Annotated in this window: 16 protein-coding genes and 3 pseudogenes; 14 read left to right on the top strand and 5 right to left on the bottom strand. The window is 43.0% G+C overall.

From position 1 onward, the window contains the following. The first annotated feature begins 166 nt into the window (after nucleotides 1-166). The 4 genes from DER53_RS06930 to mutY all read left to right on the top strand — a co-directional run bounded on the left by DER53_RS06930 (nucleotide 167) and on the right by mutY (nucleotide 3,671). On the top strand, nucleotides 167-514 hold the full coding sequence (locus DER53_RS06930) for a Na-translocating system protein MpsC family protein (RefSeq protein WP_062754819.1): 348 nt from the start codon (nucleotides 167-169) through the stop codon (nucleotides 512-514). 293 nt (nucleotides 515-807) lie between these two features. Further along, nucleotides 808-1,620: a formate dehydrogenase accessory sulfurtransferase FdhD gene (gene fdhD, locus DER53_RS06935; RefSeq protein ID WP_062754817.1), complete on the top strand. Its 813-nt coding sequence runs from the start codon at nucleotides 808-810 to the stop codon at nucleotides 1,618-1,620. Nucleotides 1,621-1,652: 32 nt separating this feature from the next. Further along, nucleotides 1,653-2,471 carry a formate/nitrite transporter family protein gene (locus tag DER53_RS06940; protein WP_062754815.1) on the top strand — a complete coding sequence of 273 codons (819 nt, stop codon included), beginning with the start codon at nucleotides 1,653-1,655 and terminating at the stop codon, nucleotides 2,469-2,471. A gap of 99 nt (nucleotides 2,472-2,570) precedes the next feature. Beyond that, the gene (mutY, locus tag DER53_RS06945; protein ID WP_062754813.1) at nucleotides 2,571-3,671 is read left to right on the top strand and encodes an A/G-specific adenine glycosylase; all 1,101 of its coding nucleotides are present in this window, start codon (nucleotides 2,571-2,573) and stop codon (nucleotides 3,669-3,671) included. Between the two features lie 10 nt (nucleotides 3,672-3,681). Here mutY and DER53_RS06950 read toward each other — a convergent pair whose 3' ends face one another. After that, entirely contained in the window at nucleotides 3,682-3,906 is a 225-nt protein-coding gene (locus tag DER53_RS06950; RefSeq protein WP_012749192.1) for a hypothetical protein, read from the bottom strand. A gap of 68 nt (nucleotides 3,907-3,974) precedes the next feature. On the opposite strand from DER53_RS06950, the gene fabL reads away from it, so the two are divergent. From fabL to DER53_RS06975, 5 genes are all read left to right on the top strand, one after another. Beyond that, on the top strand, nucleotides 3,975-4,724 hold the full coding sequence (fabL, locus tag DER53_RS06955; protein WP_062754811.1) for an enoyl-[acyl-carrier-protein] reductase FabL: 750 nt from the start codon (nucleotides 3,975-3,977) through the stop codon (nucleotides 4,722-4,724). Nucleotides 4,725-4,782: 58 nt separating this feature from the next. Beyond that, on the top strand, nucleotides 4,783-4,968 hold the full coding sequence (locus tag DER53_RS06960; protein WP_012749194.1) for a gamma-type small acid-soluble spore protein: 186 nt from the start codon (nucleotides 4,783-4,785) through the stop codon (nucleotides 4,966-4,968). A 384-nt stretch (nucleotides 4,969-5,352) separates the two neighbouring features. Then, nucleotides 5,353-5,625 carry a YgaB family protein gene (locus tag DER53_RS06965; protein WP_062678460.1) on the top strand — a complete coding sequence of 91 codons (273 nt, stop codon included), beginning with the start codon at nucleotides 5,353-5,355 and terminating at the stop codon, nucleotides 5,623-5,625. 81 nt (nucleotides 5,626-5,706) lie between these two features. Continuing rightward, nucleotides 5,707-6,240 carry a nucleoside tri-diphosphate phosphatase gene (gene ntdP, locus DER53_RS06970; RefSeq protein ID WP_062678470.1) on the top strand — a complete coding sequence of 178 codons (534 nt, stop codon included), beginning with the start codon at nucleotides 5,707-5,709 and terminating at the stop codon, nucleotides 6,238-6,240. A 73-nt stretch (nucleotides 6,241-6,313) separates the two neighbouring features. After that, on the top strand, nucleotides 6,314-8,068 hold the full coding sequence (locus DER53_RS06975; RefSeq protein WP_082805429.1) for an ABC transporter ATP-binding protein: 1,755 nt from the start codon (nucleotides 6,314-6,316) through the stop codon (nucleotides 8,066-8,068). A gap of 370 nt (nucleotides 8,069-8,438) precedes the next feature. Here DER53_RS06975 and DER53_RS06980 read toward each other — a convergent pair. Next, nucleotides 8,439-9,208: pseudogene (locus DER53_RS06980) on the bottom strand (transposase). Nucleotides 9,209-9,312: 104 nt separating this feature from the next. Between DER53_RS06980 and DER53_RS06985 the strand changes: the two are divergent. Continuing rightward, nucleotides 9,313-9,828 (top strand): annotated as a pseudogene (locus DER53_RS06985) (ABC transporter permease); the annotation flags it as partial. Nucleotides 9,829-9,865: 37 nt separating this feature from the next. On the opposite strand, the gene DER53_RS06990 reads toward DER53_RS06985, so the two are convergent. The 3 genes from DER53_RS06990 to DER53_RS07000 all read right to left on the bottom strand — a co-directional run bounded on the left by DER53_RS06990 (nucleotide 9,866) and on the right by DER53_RS07000 (nucleotide 17,317). Next, nucleotides 9,866-10,927 (bottom strand): FUSC family protein, encoded by a 1,062-nt coding sequence (locus DER53_RS06990; protein WP_062754807.1) that lies wholly within the window; start codon nucleotides 10,925-10,927, stop codon nucleotides 9,866-9,868. Nucleotides 10,928-11,298: 371 nt separating this feature from the next. After that, nucleotides 11,299-15,768, bottom strand: a complete 4,470-nt coding sequence (locus DER53_RS06995; protein ID WP_121910073.1) for a glutamate synthase-related protein — start codon at nucleotides 15,766-15,768, stop codon at nucleotides 11,299-11,301. Nucleotides 15,769-16,021: 253 nt separating this feature from the next. Next, a complete protein-coding gene (locus DER53_RS07000) occupies nucleotides 16,022-17,317 on the bottom strand; it encodes a glutamate-1-semialdehyde 2,1-aminomutase (protein WP_012749208.1) in 1,296 nt (431 codons plus the stop codon). A gap of 112 nt (nucleotides 17,318-17,429) precedes the next feature. On the opposite strand from DER53_RS07000, the gene DER53_RS07005 reads away from it, so the two are divergent. The 4 genes and pseudogenes from DER53_RS07005 (at nucleotide 17,430) to DER53_RS07020 (ending at nucleotide 21,268) form a co-directional block, all read left to right on the top strand. After that, nucleotides 17,430-18,434, top strand: a complete 1,005-nt coding sequence (locus tag DER53_RS07005) for an ABC transporter ATP-binding protein (protein ID WP_062754803.1) — start codon at nucleotides 17,430-17,432, stop codon at nucleotides 18,432-18,434. Beyond that, nucleotides 18,427-19,218 carry an ABC transporter permease gene (locus DER53_RS07010; RefSeq protein WP_062754801.1) on the top strand — a complete coding sequence of 264 codons (792 nt, stop codon included), beginning with the start codon at nucleotides 18,427-18,429 and terminating at the stop codon, nucleotides 19,216-19,218. Before DER53_RS07005 ends, DER53_RS07010 begins: the two co-directional genes overlap by 8 nt. 3 nt (nucleotides 19,219-19,221) lie before the next feature. After that, nucleotides 19,222-20,008, top strand: a pseudogene (locus DER53_RS07015) (ABC transporter permease). A gap of 300 nt (nucleotides 20,009-20,308) precedes the next feature. Beyond that, nucleotides 20,309-21,268 carry an L-lactate dehydrogenase gene (locus DER53_RS07020; protein ID WP_062754797.1) on the top strand — a complete coding sequence of 320 codons (960 nt, stop codon included), beginning with the start codon at nucleotides 20,309-20,311 and terminating at the stop codon, nucleotides 21,266-21,268. Nucleotides 21,269-21,287 lie beyond the last annotated feature (19 nt).

Here is a 21,287-nt window from a genome sequence, read left to right on the forward strand (position 1 = left end):
ATCCAAATAGACTAGTAGAAAAATAACAAGGGAAGCCTTATTATTTTTCCACTATGTTTATGTCTATTTTGATTTTTTTTATTATAATTATATTACTGAATTGTTCGTAAAACAACCTGTAAAGACATCGTTTTTCGCAAATTTATGGTTGGAAAGGGGCTTTTCAATGTCCAAAAAGGAAGCGACATTCAACGATTTAGTGCGGAAAGTTCGCAAGCAACTGTTTGGAAAGGGGCCGGAACGGATTAAAACATATTTTATCGACAATCTGGCCATCACGATCTTGCAAGGAAATTTAACGCCGACGGAAAAGTTTATCGCAAGGTCATCGGAAGGAAAGGAAATGGTTCATGCAGCCCGTACTCGCATGATTCAAGAAGTATATGCGCAAAAAGTGCCGGAAGGTCTTGAGGAGCTGGCAGGATCCAAACTTTTATATTTATTTAATGATATTAAAGTAGAAGACGATATTGCTGTTTCTGTATTTATATTTGAAAAACCGATTAACAAATAATATGACAAGTCTAAAAAATTCTGTATTGTTTTGTAATGCGCTTTCATGGTATGCTAAAAACAGTATTTACATGTTTTATATATGTGTTATATGGACAGGAAGCTTAGCTATGCAATACGCTATTGTTAGTTAAGTTTCCTTTCGCTAGGCGATATGAGCGTTGGTTTTGTCACAGGAGCTCTGTGCTGAAACTACCGCCACTTTTCTATGTGCGCGAAGGATAGTATGCCTTCGTCATAGAAAATGTGGCGGTTTCTTTTTGTGTTGTGGATCCGAAAATGGAGGTGAATTTAATGGAGTCATTTGTGACTCGTAAGCAAAAAATTGTAAAGTATCGTGATGATCGGTTTGAAGAGCTAGATGATGAGGTTGCTGTGGAGTTTCCGCTTACGATTGTCGTTGATGGGCAGGAATTTGCGACAATGGTGTGCACTCCGACTCATTTAGAAGAACTGGTCATCGGTTTTTTAGCTTCGGAAGGGCTGATTCGTTCTAGCAAGGAAATAAAAACAATCTCTATCGATGAACATCGCGGGTTTGCCTATGTTGAGCTTGTCACGAAACAGTCCATTCAAAAAGAGTTTTACGCAAAGCGGTTTATCGGCTCATGCTGTGGAAAAAGCAGACAGTTTTATTTTTATAACGATATGAAAACAGCCAAAACGGTTGTGCACAGCACGAGCGTTCATGTGGAGCAATGTTTTCGCCTTATGCGGTTGCTACAGAAGAGGTCGACCGATTTTCAGGCGACTGGCGGCGTTCATAACGCGGCGCTTTGTACCCCAAACGACCTAGTCATTGTTCGCTCTGACATTGGCAGACATAATACGCTAGATAAAATTTACGGATATTGCTTGCAGCACGATTTGCAGTTATCGGACAAATTAATCGCGTTTAGCGGAAGAGTATCATCGGAAGTGTTGTTAAAGGTTTCCAAAATGGGGATAGGCATTATTTTATCGAAATCCGCCCCAACGACATTGGCGCTCGAATTAGCGAACGATTTAGGTATTACGATTGTAGGATTTATTCGCGGCCATACGTTTAATGTATACACACATCCAAATAAAATAACGGGGTTGCAAGAAAAAAATATTGTAATTTGATAACTAAATTGCAGAAAAAAGGGGGATCCATAATGGCTTACCGCAATCCTTCACAAATTGCGCAACTCACCATTGAAGCGGGAACGCGTAAAGCGAATTTGCCATTATTATCACAAATTATTCTTGGCTTTTTGGCAGGAGCGTTTATTGCGCTTGGATTTTTATTGGACATTCGCGTGATTGGCAACGTTCCAAAAGAATGGGGGAGCTTTGCCAATTTTTTAGGTGCGGCGGTGTTCCCATTAGGACTTGTCCTTGTCATCATTGCCGGCGGAGAATTGTTGACGGGAAATATGATGTCAATGACATTGGCAGCGTTGGCAAGAACAATTACAATGAAGAAACTAGCGAAAGGATGGTTTTGGGTAACCGTAAGCAATTTTCTTGGTGCTGTATTTGTTGCCTATATGTTTGGTCATATTGTCGGGTTAACAGCGGAAGGTCCTTTTTTAGAAAAAACAATAGCCATTGCTGATGCGAAACTTCACGACACATTTATACAAGCATTTATTTCAGGCATTGGCTGTAACTGGCTTGTGACATTAGCTGTCTGGTTGTCATATGGGGCGGAAGATATTGGCGGAAAAATATTAGCTATTTGGTTTCCAGTCATGGCGTTTGTAGCGATTGGCTTTCAGCACGTTGTGGCGAATATGTTCGTCATTCCTGCCGCGATTTTTGCAGGACATGCGACATGGGCGGACTGGTTCCGCAATTTTGTTCCCGTCTTTCTTGGCAATGCGGTCGGCGGCAGTGTATTTGTTGCACTATTGTACTGGCTTGTGTATGGAAAAGATCATATGAAACAAAGCGTCGTCCATGTGAAAGTAATCCAAAAAGAAGCGAGATAATAAATGGTACACCTGATTTTGCTACAAAGCAAAATCAGGTGTTTTTTTGCGAACAATGATATAATAAAACGTATATACTGACATCATGGGGGAAACAACGTGAAGGAACAAACGTTTCTTGAGGGATTCGCTGTAGAAGATTTTCAACGAGATTTAATTCGTTGGTTTGAAAAAGAACAGCGCGACCTGCCGTGGCGCAAAGATAACGACCCGTATAAAGTATGGGTGTCGGAAATTATGCTTCAGCAAACAAAAGTAGACACCGTTATTCCGTATTTTAATAAGTTTATCGAGCAATTTCCGACACTGGAGGCGCTTGCGGAAGCGGACGAAGAAGAGGTGCTGAAAGCGTGGGAAGGACTCGGTTACTATTCGCGTATTCGTAATTTGCATGCGGCAGTAAAAGAAGTGAAAGAACAATATGGCGGGAAAATTCCCGACAACCGAGAACAGTTTTCCAAATTAAAAGGGGTTGGGCCATATACGACAGGAGCGGTATTAAGCATCGCCTATGGCATTCCGGAACCTGCCGTCGACGGCAATGTGATGCGGGTATTATCACGGATTTTTCTTGTCTGGGAAGATATCGCCAAAACAGGAACGAGAAAGTTATTCGAAGCGATTGTCCGGCAAATTATTTCACGCGAAAACCCTTCGTATTTCAACCAGGCGTTGATGGAGTTAGGAGCGCTTATTTGTACACCGCGTAATCCGGCTTGTCTCCTTTGCCCGGTACAAGCGCATTGCCGGGCGCTGCAAGAAGGGGTACAGACGGAGCTTCCGGTAAAAACGAAAAAAACGAGTGTTAAACAAGTGGCGATTGCAGCTGCGGTGCTGAAAGATGAACATGGCAAAGTACTGATCCATAAGCGGGACAGCGATGGATTGCTTGCGAATTTATGGGAATTTCCGAACTGCGAAGTAGCCCATTCACGGGAAAATCCGGAAAGACAGTTGGAAAAGTTTTTGAAGGAAGAATACGGGGCAATAGTCCAGCTTGAGAAACCTTTTGCGGTTTTAGAACATGTGTTTTCTCACTTAGTTTGGAATATTACCGTTTATGACGGCAAACTAGTTAATGGTTTTACGGAAACAGAACAGCTGAAACTTGTTGATGAGCGAGAAATCAGTTTATACGCCTTTCCTGTTTCCCATCAACGAATTTGGAGAGAGTATAAAGAGAAAAAAACAGGTGGATAATCCACCTGTTTCAGTCATACGATTGTCTCGTTCCTTGTGTATAGGTAGCTTCGCTTTTTCTGAGTCCACCGCGAGCTTCGATTTCTTCGATGATTTCGCGGTGGATCGTTTGTCCTTCTGCGTTTAAATAAGGAGCAATTTGCTGAAACGAATGGTGGAAAAAAGCGAGTTCGCTGTCTTTCCATTCCGATTTTGGGATCATCGAAAGTTCGGTCATATCGCGGCCAACGTACATGATGGATGCCTCCTTTTTTTCTAGTTTAAAAAAGTACTCATTCATTTATACATAAAGGGGAGAAAAACATGAGTGAAAAAGTTGCGGTAGTCACAGGAAGCAGCCGTGGAATTGGCAAAGCGATTGCCCTTCGTCTTGCAAAAGAAGGATACGATATTGTCGTTAACTACGCACGCAGTAAAGAAGCGGCGTTACAAACGGCGCAGGAAATCGAAGCGATGGGACGAAAAGCGCTTGTCGTGAAAGCGAATGTCGGTGATGTCGAAAAAATTAAAGCGATGTTCGCGCAAGTGGATGAAGCGTTTGGACGTGTGGATGTCCTTATTAACAACGCTGCTTCAGGCGTGCTGCGGCCGGCGATGGAGCTTGCGGAATCGCATTGGGATTGGACGATGGATATTAACAGCAAAGCGCTGTTATTTTGCGCGCAAGAAGCGGCAAAACGAATGGAAAAAGTCGGCGGCGGAAAAATCGTAAGCATTAGCTCGCTCGGCTCCATCCGTTATTTAGAAAATTATACGGCTGTCGGTGTTTCCAAAGCTGCGGTTGAATCATTAACGCGCTATTTAGCTGTCGAATTAGCGCCGAAAAATATTTCTGTCAATGCCGTATCAGGTGGTGCGGTCGACACAGACGCATTAAAACATTTTCCAAATCGGGAAGAACTGCTAGCCGATGCAGTAGCAAAAACTCCTGCCGGTCGAATGGTAAAACCTGAAGATATTGTCAACGCGGTAATGTTTTTATTGTCCGACCAAGCAGAAATGATCCGCGGTCAAACGATTATCGTTGATGGTGGAAGATCTTTACTTTTGTAATTTGGATGGATAAAACGATCACCTCCTGGGCACATTAAGTGACGTGGAGGTGATAACAATGGCAAAACAACAACCAAACAAAACAGCTGCAGGCACTAACATTCAAGAAGTAAGACAACAAAACGCACAATCTGCACAAGCAGGTCAATTCGGCACTGAATTTGCTGCAGAAACTAATGTGCAACAAGTAAAACAACAAAACGCGCAAGCAGAAGCTCGCAAAGCGCAAAATTCAAGCAAATAACATAGAAAAGTGGAGGCGAGCCGTTTAACCGCGACGGGCAAATGTTCTTCGCCCGCAGGGGTGTTTGTCACCCCAAGGGAGAAGGTTATTTGTCCCGCTAGCTGCACCTGCGGTTACTCGGCGCATGTCAGCGAAGATGCAAATTCAAGTAGCTGACAGGTTGCGAGCCGAAGCTAGACAGCTAAAAAGGCGGGGGCGGTATAGCCAGTTCTTAGAGAATCGTTTCCCATTGGTCGATTGGGAAAATGATTTCTCAGAAAAGAGCTAGCTGCCTCCATTTTTTATCGACAAAAGCTATCATAACTTTACATATATAGTCAAAGGAAATTTTCCTCTCTTCCCGAATGTAATAAACATAACCGGAAGGGAAGGGAGAGAACGAACGTGGAACTGTTTGAACGTTTAGTGAATGAGCAACTAAAAACGATGGATCGGCTTTTATTTTTACAGTCGGAAATCGAGCGCTGCCAAGAAATTGAAAAACAATTAATCGAGCTGCAACAAGAAGCGAAACTCCAATCCATTCAAGAGGAAATCCAACAAATGAAACGACAGTTAAGAGAGATTCAACAAACGTTTGAAAAGCAAACGGAAGAAGTCATTCTCACATATCAAAACCAGTATCGCCGTACGTGCGAGCCATCTTCAACGCGTTAAGATGGCTCTCTTTTGTTTTCATTTGTATCTTCAATCGTTATAATAAAAAAGAGAAGTTCCCATAGGAAAGTAGGGAGAATGATGTCTGGATATCCTGCAGAAGGAGAAATTATTCAAATTCATAGTTATAAACATAACGGTTTGATTCATCGAGTATGGGAAGAATCGATCGTGCTAAAAGGAACGTCTACGTGTATTATCGGAGCGAATGATAAAACGATGGTGACGGAAGCAGACGGCCGGACATGGGTGACGCGCGAACCGGCAATTTGTTTTTTTCATGCGAAACATTGGTTTAACATTATTGGCATGATTCGGGAAGAGGGAATTTATTATTATTGCAATTTGAGTTCACCGTTTGTATGGGATGAGGAAGCGCTAAAATATATCGATTATGATTTGGATATTAAAGTATTTCCCGATATGACATATATTCTTCTCGACGAAGATGAATATGAACGGCATCGCAAAGAAATGAATTATCCAGATGTGATCGATCGAATTTTAAAAAATAATGTGAAAAAGCTGATCAGTTGGATTCATGAACGAAAAGGTCCGTTTGCGCCAGATTTTATTGACACGTGGTATGAAAAGTTTCGTTCATATCGAAAGTGAATGAAGGGGGAAAGCGAAAAAGCCTGTTCGTTGCCGCAAACAGGTTTTCTGCTTTTTAAAGGGGGATATGTTTTTGGCAATTATTCGCCGCTATATGCAATTTGTGCGTCCATATAAATGGTATATTATCGCAACGATGATCATCGGAATTATTAAGTTTGCGATTCCGCTTCTCATTCCGCTGTTATTAAAATATGTCGTTGATGAAATTATCGCAAATACGAAGTTGCCGATGTCCGTCAAGACAGAGCGTCTTTGGTGGGCTATCGCTGTGATGTTAGTGATTTTTGTCCTCATTCGCCCGATTGTCGAATATTATCGGCAATATTTTGCGCAGTGGACGGCAAGCAAAGTGCTCTATGACATTCGCAATCGATTATTTACACATATGCAAAAATTAAGCTTTACGTATTACTCTAACCATCGCACAGGGGAAATTATTTCGCGTGTGATTAACGATGTCGAGCAAACGAAAGATTTTATTATTACAGGTCTGATGAATCTTTGGCTAGATATGACCACGATTATTATTGCACTTATTATTATGATGAAGATGGATATTAAATTAACGCTTGTTTCCATCAGTACGCTGCCGCTTTATGCATTTTCCGTAAAATACTTTTTCGGGCGTTTGCGGCAACGGACGAGAATGCGTTCCCAAGCGCTGGCGGAACTGCAAGCATACTTGCACGAACGAGTACAAGGAATGCCGGTGATTAAAAGTCTTGCGATCGAAGAAGAGGAACAGAAACGTTTTTCCGAACAAAACAACAATTTTTTAACAAAGGCGCTTATGCATACGAGCTGGAATGCAAAATCGTTCTCTGTTGTGAATACAGTGACAGATATTGCCCCCATCATTGTGATTGGCTATGCCGGCTATCAAGTATTGATTGGTCATATTACCGTCGGAACATTGGTTGCTTTCGTCGGTTATATTGATCGGCTTTATAGCCCGTTGCGCCGCCTTGTGAACTCGTCAACGACATTAACGCAGTCGTTCGCCTCGATGGATCGAATGTTTGAGTTTTTGGATGAGACATATGATATTGTGGATGCGCCAAATGCGATGGACTGCAAGGAAGTAAAAGGGGACATCGTATTTGAAAACGTAACTTTTGCTTATAATAAAAACGAACCGCCTGTACTTCGAGATATTTCGTTTTCCGTAAAAGCGGGTGAAACGATCGCCCTTGTCGGCATGAGCGGGGGAGGAAAATCTACATTAGTAAGCCTTATTCCACGGTTTTATGACGTCACAAAAGGACGCATCTTATTAGACGGCATAGATATTCGCGACATACGCGTCCGCAGTCTTCGCGATCAAATCGGGATGGTGTTCCAAGATAGTTTTTTATTTAGCGATTCGGTGAAAGAAAATATTTTGCTCGGAAAACCAGGTGCGACAGACGAAGAAGTGATTGCCGCCGCAAAAGCGGCCAACGCTCACGATTTTATTATGAATTTGCCGGACGGTTATGATACGAAGGTCGGAGAACGCGGCATTAAATTATCCGGCGGGCAAAAACAGCGAATCGCCATCGCCCGTGTCTTTTTGAAAAATCCTCCGCTTCTTATTTTTGACGAAGCAACATCAGCGCTCGATCTAGAAAGCGAGCATTACATTCAAGAGGCAATGGAACGGCTCGCGAAAAATCGGACTACGTTTATCGTTGCCCATCGCCTGTCAACGATTACTCATGCGGACCGGATTTTTCTTATCGAAGATGGAAAGATTGTTGAAAGCGGCACACATGATGAATTAATGGCCAGAAAAGGACAATATTATCACTTATTTACGATTCAACAATTGAATTACACGGAGTGAAAAATGTTTATATTATCGAAAAATAAGAGTTAGAAACGGTCTTGCAAAGTTGTTAAGGCCGTTTTTTATTTAGATAATATGAACCTCTCCCTCCTTTTCTTTGTTTATTAGTAGGAAAAATATTATTATTTTGGGATTAGGAGGAAGAGGAGTTTTACACGCTGTAAGACTGTTTTTTTATTATTATTTTTTCTATTTAGATAATTGGTACCGTCAAGAATTTTGTGTAATGTAAGATATATAGGGTATCTCTGAAATGGATTTAGAATAGAGGGGGGATATTTCCTCCACACAAAAGACTGAATATTCATTCTCTTGTGTGGACAGAGGCCCCCCTTTCTTTGCTTATTTGTTTATTTACAATATTTGGTTAATTATAGCATTCTTCAAACATTCGCTCGAGGGCTTCCTGCGCTTCGGCAAATCCTCTTAACTTTCGCCCTGCCCATTTCTCATTAAAATCTTGGATGGTCAAATACATGACTTTTTCCGCGGCTTCTAAACTGCTCAAACTGTTCATCGGCTTTAGACGTTTCCGAATTTCCTTGATCGTTCGTTCGATGGCATTGGTCGTGTAAATCACACTTCGAATACTGCTTGGATCATCCATAAATGTAAGGAGGACATCCAACTCATTGGCCCAAGATTGAACTTCTCTTGGATATTTGCTGGACCATTTCGACTCAAACTGTTGAAACATTTGTAACGCCATCTCCTTATTCGGCGCGCGATAAATCAGTTTGAGATTCTCTGCCACTTCAAATTGATCTTTTTTCCGAACACAGCTGAGGGTGTTGCGGACTTTGTGCACGACACAGCGCTACACATCGGCTTTCGGATACACCGCCTTAAAGGCTTCCTCCAGCCAGCCGGTGTGGCGTTGATAAGGGGCAAACAACTGTGTTTGAAATTCCCCGTTTCGGTCTCTTGAAGCCAAAAGACCCTCAATCCGGCCATATTGCGTATCTAGATTTCGCTGATAGCAGCCGTTTCTCCTATTCGGCGTTCCAGCCTGTTCGATTTCGAGGAAATGTTTGATTTCTTCCCGCATAATCAGCTCTAATTTTTCCTTCACAAACTGACGAATGACACTTTCCAGTTGATTGCCCAGTCGACATTCGGTATACTTCTTTTAGACATAGGTAGGGTACTCCTTTCTCTAAGATTTTTGGTCCAATCAGAGAATACCCTACCTTTTTCTTTTGTTCTAGCAAAATGCTTTACACAAACTTTTATACATCATCATTGATGGAATTATTTCGCGCTTGTTTGATATTATGCTTGCGTTTCCAAGTATTTTGCTTGCCATTGGGATTGTCGCGGTGCTTGGACCTTCCTTGCAAAATGCGCTGATTGCGATTGCGGTGATTAATATCCCGAACTTCGGACGATTGATTCGCTCGCGTGTATTAAGCATTAAACAAGAAGAATACGTGATGGCGGCAAAAGCAATTGGGATGAGCGATATGCGCATTTTGTTCCATCATATTTTGCCAAACAGTATGGCACCGATTATCGTGCAAGGCACACTGGCGATTGCTACTGCGATTATCGAAGCGGCCGCCCTCGGATTTCTCGGATTGGGGGCACAGCCTCCGAATCCAGAATGGGGGAAAATGTTAGCGGATTCGAAAGACTTTTTGACACAAGCACCATGGACGATGATTTTTCCAGGGCTTGCGATTATGTTAACCGTGCTTGGTTTTAACTTGATGGGCGACGGATTGCGCGATGCGTTGGATCCGCGCATGAAAAACTAATAAAAGAAGGCTATCTCTTTTAGCGGAGATAGCCTTTTTAGTGACTAGCTAAATTTTTTACTAAGGCAGCATCATGATGATAATGTTGGAAGCTGTCAATCAATTTATCAAGATGTTCTAATTGTTCGCTATAATCGATAATCGCTCCTATTAATGAAAAGAGGTAATATTCGTTTTTTTGCTGGTGATGTGCGTAAAATGCTTCAATTAAACGAGTTCTTTCTTGATGGGTTTCCATCACTGTTTCTGTACGAGGATGACATTTTGTTTTACCAATAAACTTTAGCAATATTTGTTCATGGTAATGAAGCAGACTGTCTAGTTGTGAGCGGATGGCTTGCTGCAACTCAAGCGGCATGTGGTACAACTCGTTTTCAAAACGATGAAGAATTTTTAATGTATCGAGCGCTCTGTTTGCGACTACGATCATTTGCCGATATAGCACAAGTTTTCGTGATTTTTGAAAACGATTTTTTCGCGAGTACGTGCGCTCTTCTTTATACATTAAGTAAAGATGCTCGAGTTTTGTCATATCTTCTTTCATTTTTTCAATGTCTTCTTTTAAAATATGGTGCTCGGACGCATGCCTTATATGGATGCGAATCCATTTTAAAATATTTTCCGTGTTTTCATTAATTTGTGCATATAGCCTTTTTTCATATTTTGGAGGAAGAAAAATTAAGTTGACGATAAAGGCAGCGAATACCCCGAGCATAATGGTGGAAAACCGGATAACGGCAAATTTGATAAACTCTCTGTCAGTATATTCCATAATCGCGATAACGGTAACTAATGCTACCGATATCGTTGACTCGAGGCGCATTTTTAAGCAAAGAGCGATAACGATCATGAGCGTAAGGCCGATAATGAACGGGTCACGTCCGAACAAAAGAACAGCAATAATGGCAAATGCAGCGCCAATGATATTGGCTTGGACTTGTTCAATCAATGATAAATAGGAACGGTAAATCGTCGGCTGCATTGCAAAAACTGCGGAAATTCCCGCAAATACAGGAGAGGGAAAGTGTAATAGGGATGCTAGAAAAAGCGCTAATGTAACGGCGATTCCCGTTTTGAAAATGCGGGCACCGAGCTTCATTGTATGTTCAAACCTTTCCTCCTTAGTTCTTATAAACAATTTAGTACTATACACGCTTTTATATATGATATCAAGTGGAAAATATACATGAAATGTTTTTTAAATGACGAAGGGAAACGTATGATGCTTGCTAACTGGGTGTTTAAAATCTCCTCTGTGCAAATAGAGGTGCGAAAAAACAAATGAAAAGATAAAAGGCTACATATACAGTTTAGCATGTATAAACACAGGTGGTAAAAAAATAGATATGACGATTTTCGGTCTAGGTGATGATTATATGAGGCGGTTAATAACAAAATTCCTGTTCAAAAAGTTACCGAGTATGTCAGAATAAAAAGGAGTATCCCGCTAGTTGCGGGATACTCTTTTCATCATTCTGTTGAAACGGAAGGATCGGCTTGTTCTTTTGTCGGAATCACCTGGAAGAAATGGTTTTCCGGTTTTTCAAGAAGCGGCTGTAATGATTGCACTTCTTCGTGCTGACCGTGTTCTTTTAATAGTTCAATGTATTTCGATAACAATTCTTGTACATCCGATTTTCCACGTTCGTTCAGTGGCTCGAGGCGTACTTGCGCTCCTTTTGCGATGCGGCGTTCCAATGCCGCCTTTGTTAACCCCATTTCCGGTTGGTGGCGCAAGTAGACGACTCCACCTGTCATTCCGGCGCAAATCCATGGACCTGGGTCGCCAAGAACAATGCCGCGTCCATTTGTCATATATTCGAAGGCAAATCCTTTAATGTTCGCACGTGTGCCGATATTTCCATGTTCTTTTTCCGGAATCGGCGTTGTCACTTGGCCGCCGATGATCATATCCGCACCAGACAGACGAATGCCAGCGCGTGCGTCCGCGTTTCCTTGCGCGATGAGCAAACCTTTTTGCGCCCCGTATCCGAAGCCTTTGCCAACGGAGCCGTTATAAAATTTCCCGTCTTTTCCCTTTGCTTTCAAAATGAAAATGCTGCCGCCAAACGCGGTTTTTCCAACGCCGTCCTGTCCGCCGCCATCGACATGGATATGGATGCCATGAGTGTTGTAAGCGCCGAGCCCGTTTCCAGGAATCGAACCGTTTTTGTAGCGCAATGTGACATCCGGTAATTTTTTGTACGATCCGTCGAGACGACCTCGTACGCGGTGGCAAGAAACACGGCTGCCGAGAACGCGCTGTTCAGATGTGACGTTCGTAAATTCACGAGAACGATGCAAATCTTCCACATAGTAATCGAGATATTCCGCCCCAGCAGCAACGAACAATGATGGTTCCTCTGCGCTTGCCGCTGCTTCTTTTTGCGCCATTTGCTCCACTTCAAGCACTTCAAGCAAGTTTGCTAAATTCAATTGCTCTAGTCCTCTTATTTGCTCTAATAAGTCAGAGCGGCCGACGATATCTTGCAGGCGAGTAAATCCAAGAGAAGCTGTTAATGCTTTTAATTCGTTTCCAAACGCGGTGAATAAGTTGACTAATCCTTGCACTGCCGTCTCGAATTGCCGCGGAACAAAACGGAGCAATCCGTGTTCTTTTGCTTGCGCAACCGATTCGATTTGAGTGGCGATTCCGACATGGCACGTATCTAAATGACAGCCGCGGCACGTCGTACAGCCGATCGCAATCATCGATAGCGTACCAAAGCCGATGCGGTTGGCCCCCAGCAACATCACTTTGAGAACGTCAAGTGCGCTTTTAATGCCGCCGTCCGCCCAAATTTCGACTTTGTTTCGCAAACCGGCTTCAAGAAGGGCGTTATGAGCGGCCTTTACCCCGATTTCCACCGGAAGGCCGACATGTTGCAGCGCATGGATGCGCGCCGCTCCGGTTCCGCCATCGAAACCGCTTAGTGTAATAATGTCCGCTCCCGCTTTGGCGATGCCGACCGCAATCGTCCCGATGTTTGGCACGACCGGCACTTTGACGGCGACTTTTGCTTTGTCGTTCGCCGTTTTTAATTCAGCGATCATTTGTGCCAAGTCTTCAATCGAATAAATATCATGGTTATTCGATGGAGAAATTAAGTCCGAACCGATGGTTGCGTTACGCGCTTCGGCGATTTTTGCCGTTACTTTTGCCCCCGGCAAGTGGCCTCCTTCACCTGGTTTTGCTCCTTGGCCGATTTTAATTTCCAATAGATTCGAAGAGTTTAACAGTTCCGCGTTCACTCCGAAACGGCCTGATGCAATCTGCTGGCCGCGAGTACGCGGGTATTTGCCGAGCATATCTTTAATTTCGCCGCCTTCGCCGTTTAAGCTGACCATGTTCAAGCGGTCTGCCGCTTCCGCATAAGCGCGGAACGCCACTTCGTTTTGCGAACCGAACGACATCGAAGCAATGACGAACGGCAGGCTATGTTCGCCGATGCTAATATTGACTTTTTCGACAGGAACTTGTTTTTCCGTTTTCTTTATATCTAACAAATGGCGAATCGTTGTCGGTGTTTCGGTTTCGAGCTCGTTCATTTTTTCTCGATAGTTATCATATGATCCTGTTTGGGCGACCTCTCCAATCGCCTTCCAAATGCGAGGGAAGAGGTGGAACGTTTTTCCCGGCTTGGCGTTTTCGTTGGCGTAGTCTTCGGCACGGGCGATTGCGTCTTGTTTCAGTGCTTCGAAATCGTATTTCAACGAGTCAGAGCCAAAGAAGTTGACAATGTTTAATACATCGGCGATTTCATCATGCAGACCAATCGATGAGAAGAGGCGGCTGTATCCGCGCAATTCGTGAATGCCAATCGTTGAAATCACTTTTTCTAATCCTTTATTGAGCGCTTTAAATAGGTTGGCAACAGGTGCAGTCGACTCTTCCGACGCAACCGTCGCAAACATGAGATAAGGGCTGATCGCGTTTGCTCCTAATCCATAGGCGACGACAAAATCATGAAGGGAGCGAATCGCGCCGGAACGAAGCAAAATGGAACAATCGCGGCGCAAGTCTTGTTTTGTTAACGATTGATCGATGGCCGATGTGATGAGCAACGGGTCAATCCATAAGTTTCCGTTTTGATGTGCTTCTGCATCATCAATGACGAGCAAGGTCTTGCCGGAACGAACCGCTTCACATGCTTCGTTAGAAAGACGCTCTAGCGCCTGCGGAATGGTTTCTTCCGCCGTAAATGTCGCCGACAGGATGTGCGCTAATTGTTTTTCTCGGAACGAATGAACAATTTGGTCGTACGAAGGATGATGTAATTCTGTCGCGCAGTCGTTTCCGATTTTTCCTTCGATGAGAATCGGCGAGCTGAGCTCGATAACATATGACGTTTCTGTTTTATCTACAAGAGATGGCCGTTTTCCAATGACAGTTCTTGTTGAAAAATGTTCCATTTCACGGTCGCGGTCAATGGCTGGATTGGTAACGACGGCGACGCTTTCTTTAATGAAATCTGCGAGATTTTTCCGATTCGGATTAATAGCCGCAAGCGGCGCGTCATGACCTAACGAGCGAATCGGCTCCGCACCTTTTTCCGCCATTTGTTCTAAAAGTTGAATATGTTCTCTGTCCCAGCCGAACGCGGCATATTGACCGTTATGCACTTTTGTCGGCACAAAAGTAAATACGTGATTTTCCAGTTTCGGAACATCGAGACGTTTTCGGAAGTTAGTAATGTCAAACCGTTTCGAAAAACGGGCATATACTTCTTCCTGAAACTGTTCGTATTCCAACACTTGAATGACGCCGCCGAACCATGTTAAGCCAATTTTTTCCCCTGGTGCGAGCGGCTTTGGTTCTCCCGTATATTCGCTTGCCGGAATGATTCCTGGTTCTGACGCAAAAACAAATCGTTTTTCCGTTTCTAATTTCCAAAGTGGGCGTAATCCGAGCGCGTCGACGCTGAAGACCGCTTCGTCCTCGTAGCGGGAGATAATTGCTGCCGGCCCTTGGGCGAAATGCCCCCATGATTCACGGATGTACGTATACAAGTCTTGGAGGTGCTCTGGATACGCTTTAATTTCATTCACAATAGGCGGGAACAATATATCCATCGCTTCAAATAAGCTATAATCATAACGGCAGATAAGCGTTTCCAACGTACGGCTTAAATCTTGGGAGTCACTGCCGTCATTTGTCAATGGGACACCAATCATCACTGCTTCGTCACGCAGCTTTGCAATTGTGTTGATTTCGCCGTTATGAGCTAACACGCTAAACGGTTGGACACGAAAAAAGTTAGAAAGTGTATTCGTCGAGTAACGGTTATGTCCTAACGTCATGGTCGATGCGATAAACGGATGTGCCAAGTCATGATAGTATTTTGGCAAAATATCTCCGGCTCCCATCACTTTATACACAACGTGAAAATTGCTTAAAGAGGCAACATGAACATTTTCATCTTTCTCGATTTCAATCATTAGATCAAATAATCGTTTTGTAAGTTGCGCATTGTCGCTTGGCAATAAGGCGACTTGCCAAAATACCGGTTCTTGCCGAAGCGCGATTGGGCCTAACGCACTGGAGGAGGTCACACGGTCAGATTCAAAAATCAATAAGAAACCTGTTTTTTTGAATAACTGTTTGATCTTCGTTTTTATATGGTCTACATCAGCAGACCGATCGATGAAAAGATGGCCGACGGTAAAACTTTCGTCGTTTGCTATTTCTGGATTTTGACCGACGTTTGCGAGTTTTTCCATCCAAAGTTTTCTTGGAATATCCATATGAATGCCGACGCCGTCTCCCTCGCCATTAATAAATCCGGCGCGGTGATTCATTTTGACAAGCGCGTCAATACATGTCATAATGTTTTCTCGGGTTGGAATACGTCGTTTTTCGATAGCGGCGACAATGCCGCAAGCATCATGTTCTACTTGATGAAAGTTTTTAAAATGGTTAGGGTTCCAACGTTGTCTCATAACGTAAGCGGCGCCAAAGCGGGAACGTTCCTGCTTTTCGCCATTCACCTCCCGTGTTGAATAAACATAAGCGGCAATTTTGATCTTAATTTTCAGAATTTATAACCTATAATATCATGATTGCATATCCAAATCAATTATTTATTCATTTTCTTGGATAATTATATTCATCATATTTTATGTTTTTTTGCAAACGTTTTCAACAACTTAACAATAATCCCAGGAGGGGATTCCTCCTGGGATTATTGCATAATTATTCATTTTTCAATTGTTTAAATGCATTTTCCACCGCTTTGAGCGTATATTCCACGTCTTCTTCGGTATGAGCAAGCGTAACAAACCATGCTTCATATTTGGAAGGAGCGAGGTTGATGCCTTGCTTTAACATAAGCTTAAAGAACTTCGCAAACATTTCTCCATCGCTTCGTTGGGCTTGTTCATAGTTTTCGACTTTTTCTGTTGTGAAGTAGACGGTGAATGCACCTTTTAAACGATTGATTGTTATAGGAATGCCGTATTTGTTTGCGTGAAGAAGTATGCCTTCTTCCAGCATCGCGCCGAGCTTGTCAAGATATTCGTACACGCCGTCTTGCTTGAGCACTTCAAGACAGGCGATACCGGCAAGAATCGACGCTGGGTTTCCTGCCATCGTTCCTGCTTGGTATGCCGGACCGAGCGGCGCGACTTGTTCCATAATGTCTTGGCGGCCACCATATGCACCGATTGGCAGACCGCCGCCAATAATTTTTCCAAGCGCGGTTAAATCCGGTTCGATCCCTAATAAATTTTGCGCCCCGCCGTACATAAAGCGGAATGCGGTAATCACTTCATCGTAAATGACGAGGGCTCCCGCTTGATGGGCAATTTCATTGATTGCCTCTAAAAAGCCTGGTTTTGGTGTAACGATCCCGAAGTTTCCGACGATTGGTTCCACAAGCACAGCGGCAACTTGGTCTCCCCATACGTCCATCGCTTGTTTAAACGAGTCGACATCGTTGTACGGCACAGTGATTACTTCTTGGGCGATGCTTTTTGGCACACCTGCGGAATCTGGAGTTCCTAACGTTGATGGACCGGAGCCGGCAGCGACAAGGACAAGATCGGAATGTCCGTGATAACAGCCGGCAAATTTGACAATTTTATCACGGCCCGTATAAGCGCGCGCCACGCGAATCGTGGTCATGACCGCTTCCGTTCCTGAATTGACAAAACGCACTTTTTCTAAAGACGGAATCGCTTCTTTTAACATTTTTGCAAAGGTAATTTCATGCGGCGTGGGTGTGCCGTAAAGGACGCCAGTTTCTGCGGCGCGCTGAATCGCTTTTGTAATGTGTGGATGGGCATGGCCAGCTATAATTGGTCCGTATGCCGCCAAATAGTCGATATATTTATTGCCGTCAACGTCCCAAAAATAAGCGCCTTGCGCGCGTTCCATGACGACCGGCGCTCCGCCGCCGACCGCTTTATATGAGCGGGACGGGCTGTTGACGCCGCCGACGATATGCTGCAATGCTTCTTGATAAAGCTGTTCTGATTTCGTAAATTGCATCGTTCAAATCCTCCTATTATTTCATTGCCGATTTTTATTTTAACATAAAGCATACCATTTGTTTCGGGATGTGACTTCAGATAAACTATTGCCTATGTGGAGGGAGTGTAACATGAACGTCATTGAAGTAGAAAACTTAAGAAAAGAATTTAAATCGTATTCAAGTCGCTCTGGCTTATTCGGAGCGTTTCGCGATTTATTTACACGAAATTATAAAATCATTCGCGCTGTCAACGACATTTCGTTTACTGTAAAGCAAGGTGAAATGGTCGGCTATATTGGGGAAAATGGTGCGGGGAAATCGACAACGATTAAAATGCTGACGGGAATTTTGACGCCGACATCCGGTAAAGTGCTCGTCAACGGCATGAATCCGCATAAAGAGAGGGAAGCGTTCGTTCGAACCATCGGCGTTGTGTTCGGGCAGCGCTCCCAACTTTGGTGGGATATCGCCGTCCAAGAGTCGTTTCGACTGTTGAAAAAAGTGTACCGTGTATCGGATCAAGACTACAAAGAACATATGGAACATGTCATTGAAACGCTCGATATCGGTCCTCTGTTGGACAAGCCGGTTCGCAAGCTGTCGCTTGGACAGCGGATGCGCTGTGAGCTGGCCGCTGCGCTTATTCATAACCCGCCGCTTTTATTTTTAGATGAACCGACGATTGGCTTGGATGTGCTTGTAAAACTGAAAATCCGTCAGTTTTTAAAAGAAATTAATGAGAAATACAACACAACCATTTTATTAACGACCCATGATATTTCCGACATCGAAGCGTTATGCGAACGCGTCATTATGTTGGATGAAGGAAAAATCATTTACGATGGCTCACTGCAAAAGCTAAAAGAGAATTGGGGAGAAGGGAAACAAATTCAATTTACGTTCGCAAGCGAAATTACGTTAGATGCTTTAAAGGAATTGACCGATGGTTTGCAAGTAACATGGAAAAAAGGGGAGCAAGCAAACGTCTGGACAGCAAATATAGCGCCATCGCTTCTGCCTGAAGTCATTAGCCGCGTTGTTTCCCGCTATTCGATTCAAGATATGAACATTAATGAAATTTCTACGGAAGAAATTATCCGCAACATCTACGAAGAAGGTGTTGTGCATGGATAAATATATCGAAATGATTCGCATCCGCTTTTTAATGATGCTTGCTTACCGGACGAATTATTACACAGGTATTCTCATTTATGCTATTAACATCGCGGCGTACTATTTTCTTTGGTCGGCGATTTATGGCGGAAAATCGGCGATGCAAGGCATGTCGATGGAGCAAATGACAACGTATGTTGCCATTTCATGGATGGCGCGGGCGTTTTATTTCAATAATATCGACCGTGAAATCGCCATGGAGATTAGAGAAGGAAGAGTGGCGACAGAGCTTATTCGTCCTTACAGTTATCTTGGAATGAAAACGATGCAAGGATTAGGGGAAGGAATCTTTCGTTTGTTGTTTCTTTCGCTTCCGGGAATTTTTTTTGTCGCTTTATTTTTGCCTCTCCGTTTTCCAACCGATGTTCATACATGGATGTTTTACGCATTGTCGATTATGTTTAGTTTTATTATTAATTCGGAGTTGAATTTGCTTGCAGGCATTGTCACATTTTTTACCCTTAACAATGAAGGGTTATTGCGTGCAAAGCGGTTTGTGGTCGACTTGTTTTCCGGACTTATTTTGCCAATCAGCTTTTATCCGGATTGGGCGCAAGCGGCAATGAAATACTTTCCATTTCAAGGAATTAGCTATATTCCAAGCATGATTGTGACAGAAAGCTTTCAAGGGCAAGAAATCATCAGCGGCCTTTTGTTTCAGTTTGCATGGTGCGTGCTGTTGCTCATCCCGATTCAGCTATTGTGGCGAGCGGCGAAAAAACAGCTTGTCATTCAAGGAGGGTGAGTCGTGTTTTACGTATCGATCTTTTTTCAGTATATGGCGCAATACATGAAAACAAAGTTGCAATATCGCGCTGATTTGCTTGTCGAGTTCATTTCTGATTTGATGTCGCAGGCGGTCAATCTTGTTTTTCTTCTTGTTGTGTTTGGACATACGACGTTATTGCACGGCTGGACGCGCGAGGAAATTTTGTTTATTTACGGCTTTTTCTTAGTGCCATATGCGGTGTTCGGAGCGTTTTTTTAACATTTGGGATTTTAACGAGCGCTATATTGTGCGTGGAGAAATGGACCGTGTGTTGACGCGCCCGGTTCACAGCTTATTTCAAATTATTCTCGAACGCATGGAGTTAGAGTCGCTTCTTGGCGGAGTGACAGGCATGATCATTATGGTGTATGCAGGTGCGCGCTTGCATCTTTCGTTGCATTGGTATGATATTTTTATGTTTATTTTGCTTGTACTAGGTGGAGCGCTTATTTACGCGGGAGTATTTGTGTCATTGGCGACCATTAGTTTTTGGGCCGATGCTCGTACATCGATTATTCCGATGATGTACAACATCAGCAACTATGGGCGCTATCCGATTGATATTTACCACCGCATCATCCGCTATATTTTAACGTGGATTTTGCCGTTTGCGTTCGTTGGCGTGTATCCGGCGTCTTATTTTCTCGGCAAAAAAGAGTGGTACGGATATGCGTTTTTTACTCCAGTCATGGGCATCATCTTTTTTGCGATTTCCGTGTTTTTGTGGAACGCAGGGGTAAAACGATATCGAGGTGCAGGGAATTAAAAAGAGGGAGAATCCGAAAGGAAGTAAAAATTCCTTAAAGGGATTGCCCTCTTATTTTTTATGAAAATGAGTATATGTAGTATGTATTATGGTTAATATAATGACAGACCATTTTTTTGTTTATTGGATTGCTTGCTGGAACTGAATGTAGTGATACAAAAATACTGTTGTGCGGCCAAAATGTTAACAAAAAAGACAAATTTCTTTTATAGTTGATGCTTGATAAAGTTTGTGAAATAATGAACAATATATTTGTGAATAATTTCACAAACTAATTTTGGGAAAGGATGACAGACAACTATGAAAAGACAATGCATGAATCGAGTGGCACTTATAGGAACAGGATTCGTTGGGGCCAGCTATGCATTTGCCCTTATGAATCAAGGAATCGCGGATGAGTTAGTGTTGATTGATGTGAATAAAGAGAAGGCGGAGGGCGACGTGATGGACTTAAATCACGGAAAAGTATTCGCGCCGAAGCCAATGAATATATGGCATGGAGATTATCAAGATTGTCAAGATGCCGATTTGGTGGTAATTTGTGCAGGTGCTAACCAAAAGCCAGGGGAAACAAGACTCGATCTCGTTGACAAAAACATGAATATCTTTAAAACGATTGTCGATTCTGTCATGAAATCAGGTTTTGATGGAATCTTTCTTGTCGCGACGAATCCAGTAGATATCTTAACGTATGCTACTTGGAAATTCAGCGGGTTACCGAAAGAACGAGTGATTGGCTCGGGAACGATTCTGGATACGGCAAGATTCCGCTTTTTGCTAAGCGAATACTTTCAAGTAGCTCCGACTAATGTACACGCGTATATTATCGGAGAGCATGGGGATACAGAATTGCCTGTTTGGAGCCATGCGGAAATTGGAAGTGTTCCAATCGAACAAATATTGTCGCAAAACGATCGCTATAGAAAAGAGGATTTAGAAAATATCTTCGTCAATGTTCGTGATGCGGCATATCAAGTTATTGAGAAAAAAGGCGCAACTTATTACGGCATTGCGATGGGACTCGTCCGCATTACACGTGCTATTTTGCACAATGAAAATGCTATTTTAACCGTTTCTGCTTATCTAGATGGTCAATATAATGAGCAAAACGTTTATATTGGTGTACCTGCTATTATCAACCGAAACGGTATTCGCGAGGTAATGGAATTGAAGTTAAATGAAACAGAACAACAGCAATTTCATCATAGCGCAACTGTATTAAAAGACATTCTTTCACGTTATTTTGATGATGTAAAGTAATAAAATACTGACTTAGAAT

The organism is Parageobacillus toebii NBRC 107807 (assembly GCF_003688615.2).
GTDB lineage: Bacteria > Bacillota > Bacilli > Bacillales > Anoxybacillaceae > Parageobacillus_B > Parageobacillus_B toebii.

Excerpts from the sequence above, each read along its gene's own strand:
- DER53_RS06930 (WP_062754819.1), top strand. The coding sequence starts at position 167 with ATGTCCAAAAAGGAAGCGACATTCAACGATTTAGTGCGGAAAGTTCGC.
- fdhD (WP_062754817.1), top strand. The coding sequence starts at position 808 with ATGGAGTCATTTGTGACTCGTAAGCAAAAAATTGTAAAGTATCGTGAT.
- DER53_RS06940 (WP_062754815.1), top strand. The coding sequence starts at position 1,653 with ATGGCTTACCGCAATCCTTCACAAATTGCGCAACTCACCATTGAAGCG.
- DER53_RS06950 (WP_012749192.1), bottom strand. The coding sequence starts at position 3,906 with ATGTACGTTGGCCGCGATATGACCGAACTTTCGATGATCCCAAAATCG.
- fabL (WP_062754811.1), top strand. The coding sequence starts at position 3,975 with ATGAGTGAAAAAGTTGCGGTAGTCACAGGAAGCAGCCGTGGAATTGGC.
- DER53_RS06960 (WP_012749194.1), top strand. The coding sequence starts at position 4,783 with ATGGCAAAACAACAACCAAACAAAACAGCTGCAGGCACTAACATTCAA.
- ntdP (WP_062678470.1), top strand. The coding sequence starts at position 5,707 with ATGTCTGGATATCCTGCAGAAGGAGAAATTATTCAAATTCATAGTTAT.
- DER53_RS06990 (WP_062754807.1), bottom strand. The coding sequence starts at position 10,927 with ATGAAGCTCGGTGCCCGCATTTTCAAAACGGGAATCGCCGTTACATTA.
- DER53_RS06995 (WP_121910073.1), bottom strand. The coding sequence starts at position 15,768 with ATGAGACAACGTTGGAACCCTAACCATTTTAAAAACTTTCATCAAGTA.
- DER53_RS07000 (WP_012749208.1), bottom strand. The coding sequence starts at position 17,317 with ATGCAATTTACGAAATCAGAACAGCTTTATCAAGAAGCATTGCAGCAT.
- DER53_RS07005 (WP_062754803.1), top strand. The coding sequence starts at position 17,430 with ATGAACGTCATTGAAGTAGAAAACTTAAGAAAAGAATTTAAATCGTAT.
- DER53_RS07010 (WP_062754801.1), top strand. The coding sequence starts at position 18,427 with ATGGATAAATATATCGAAATGATTCGCATCCGCTTTTTAATGATGCTT.
- DER53_RS07020 (WP_062754797.1), top strand. The coding sequence starts at position 20,309 with ATGAAAAGACAATGCATGAATCGAGTGGCACTTATAGGAACAGGATTC.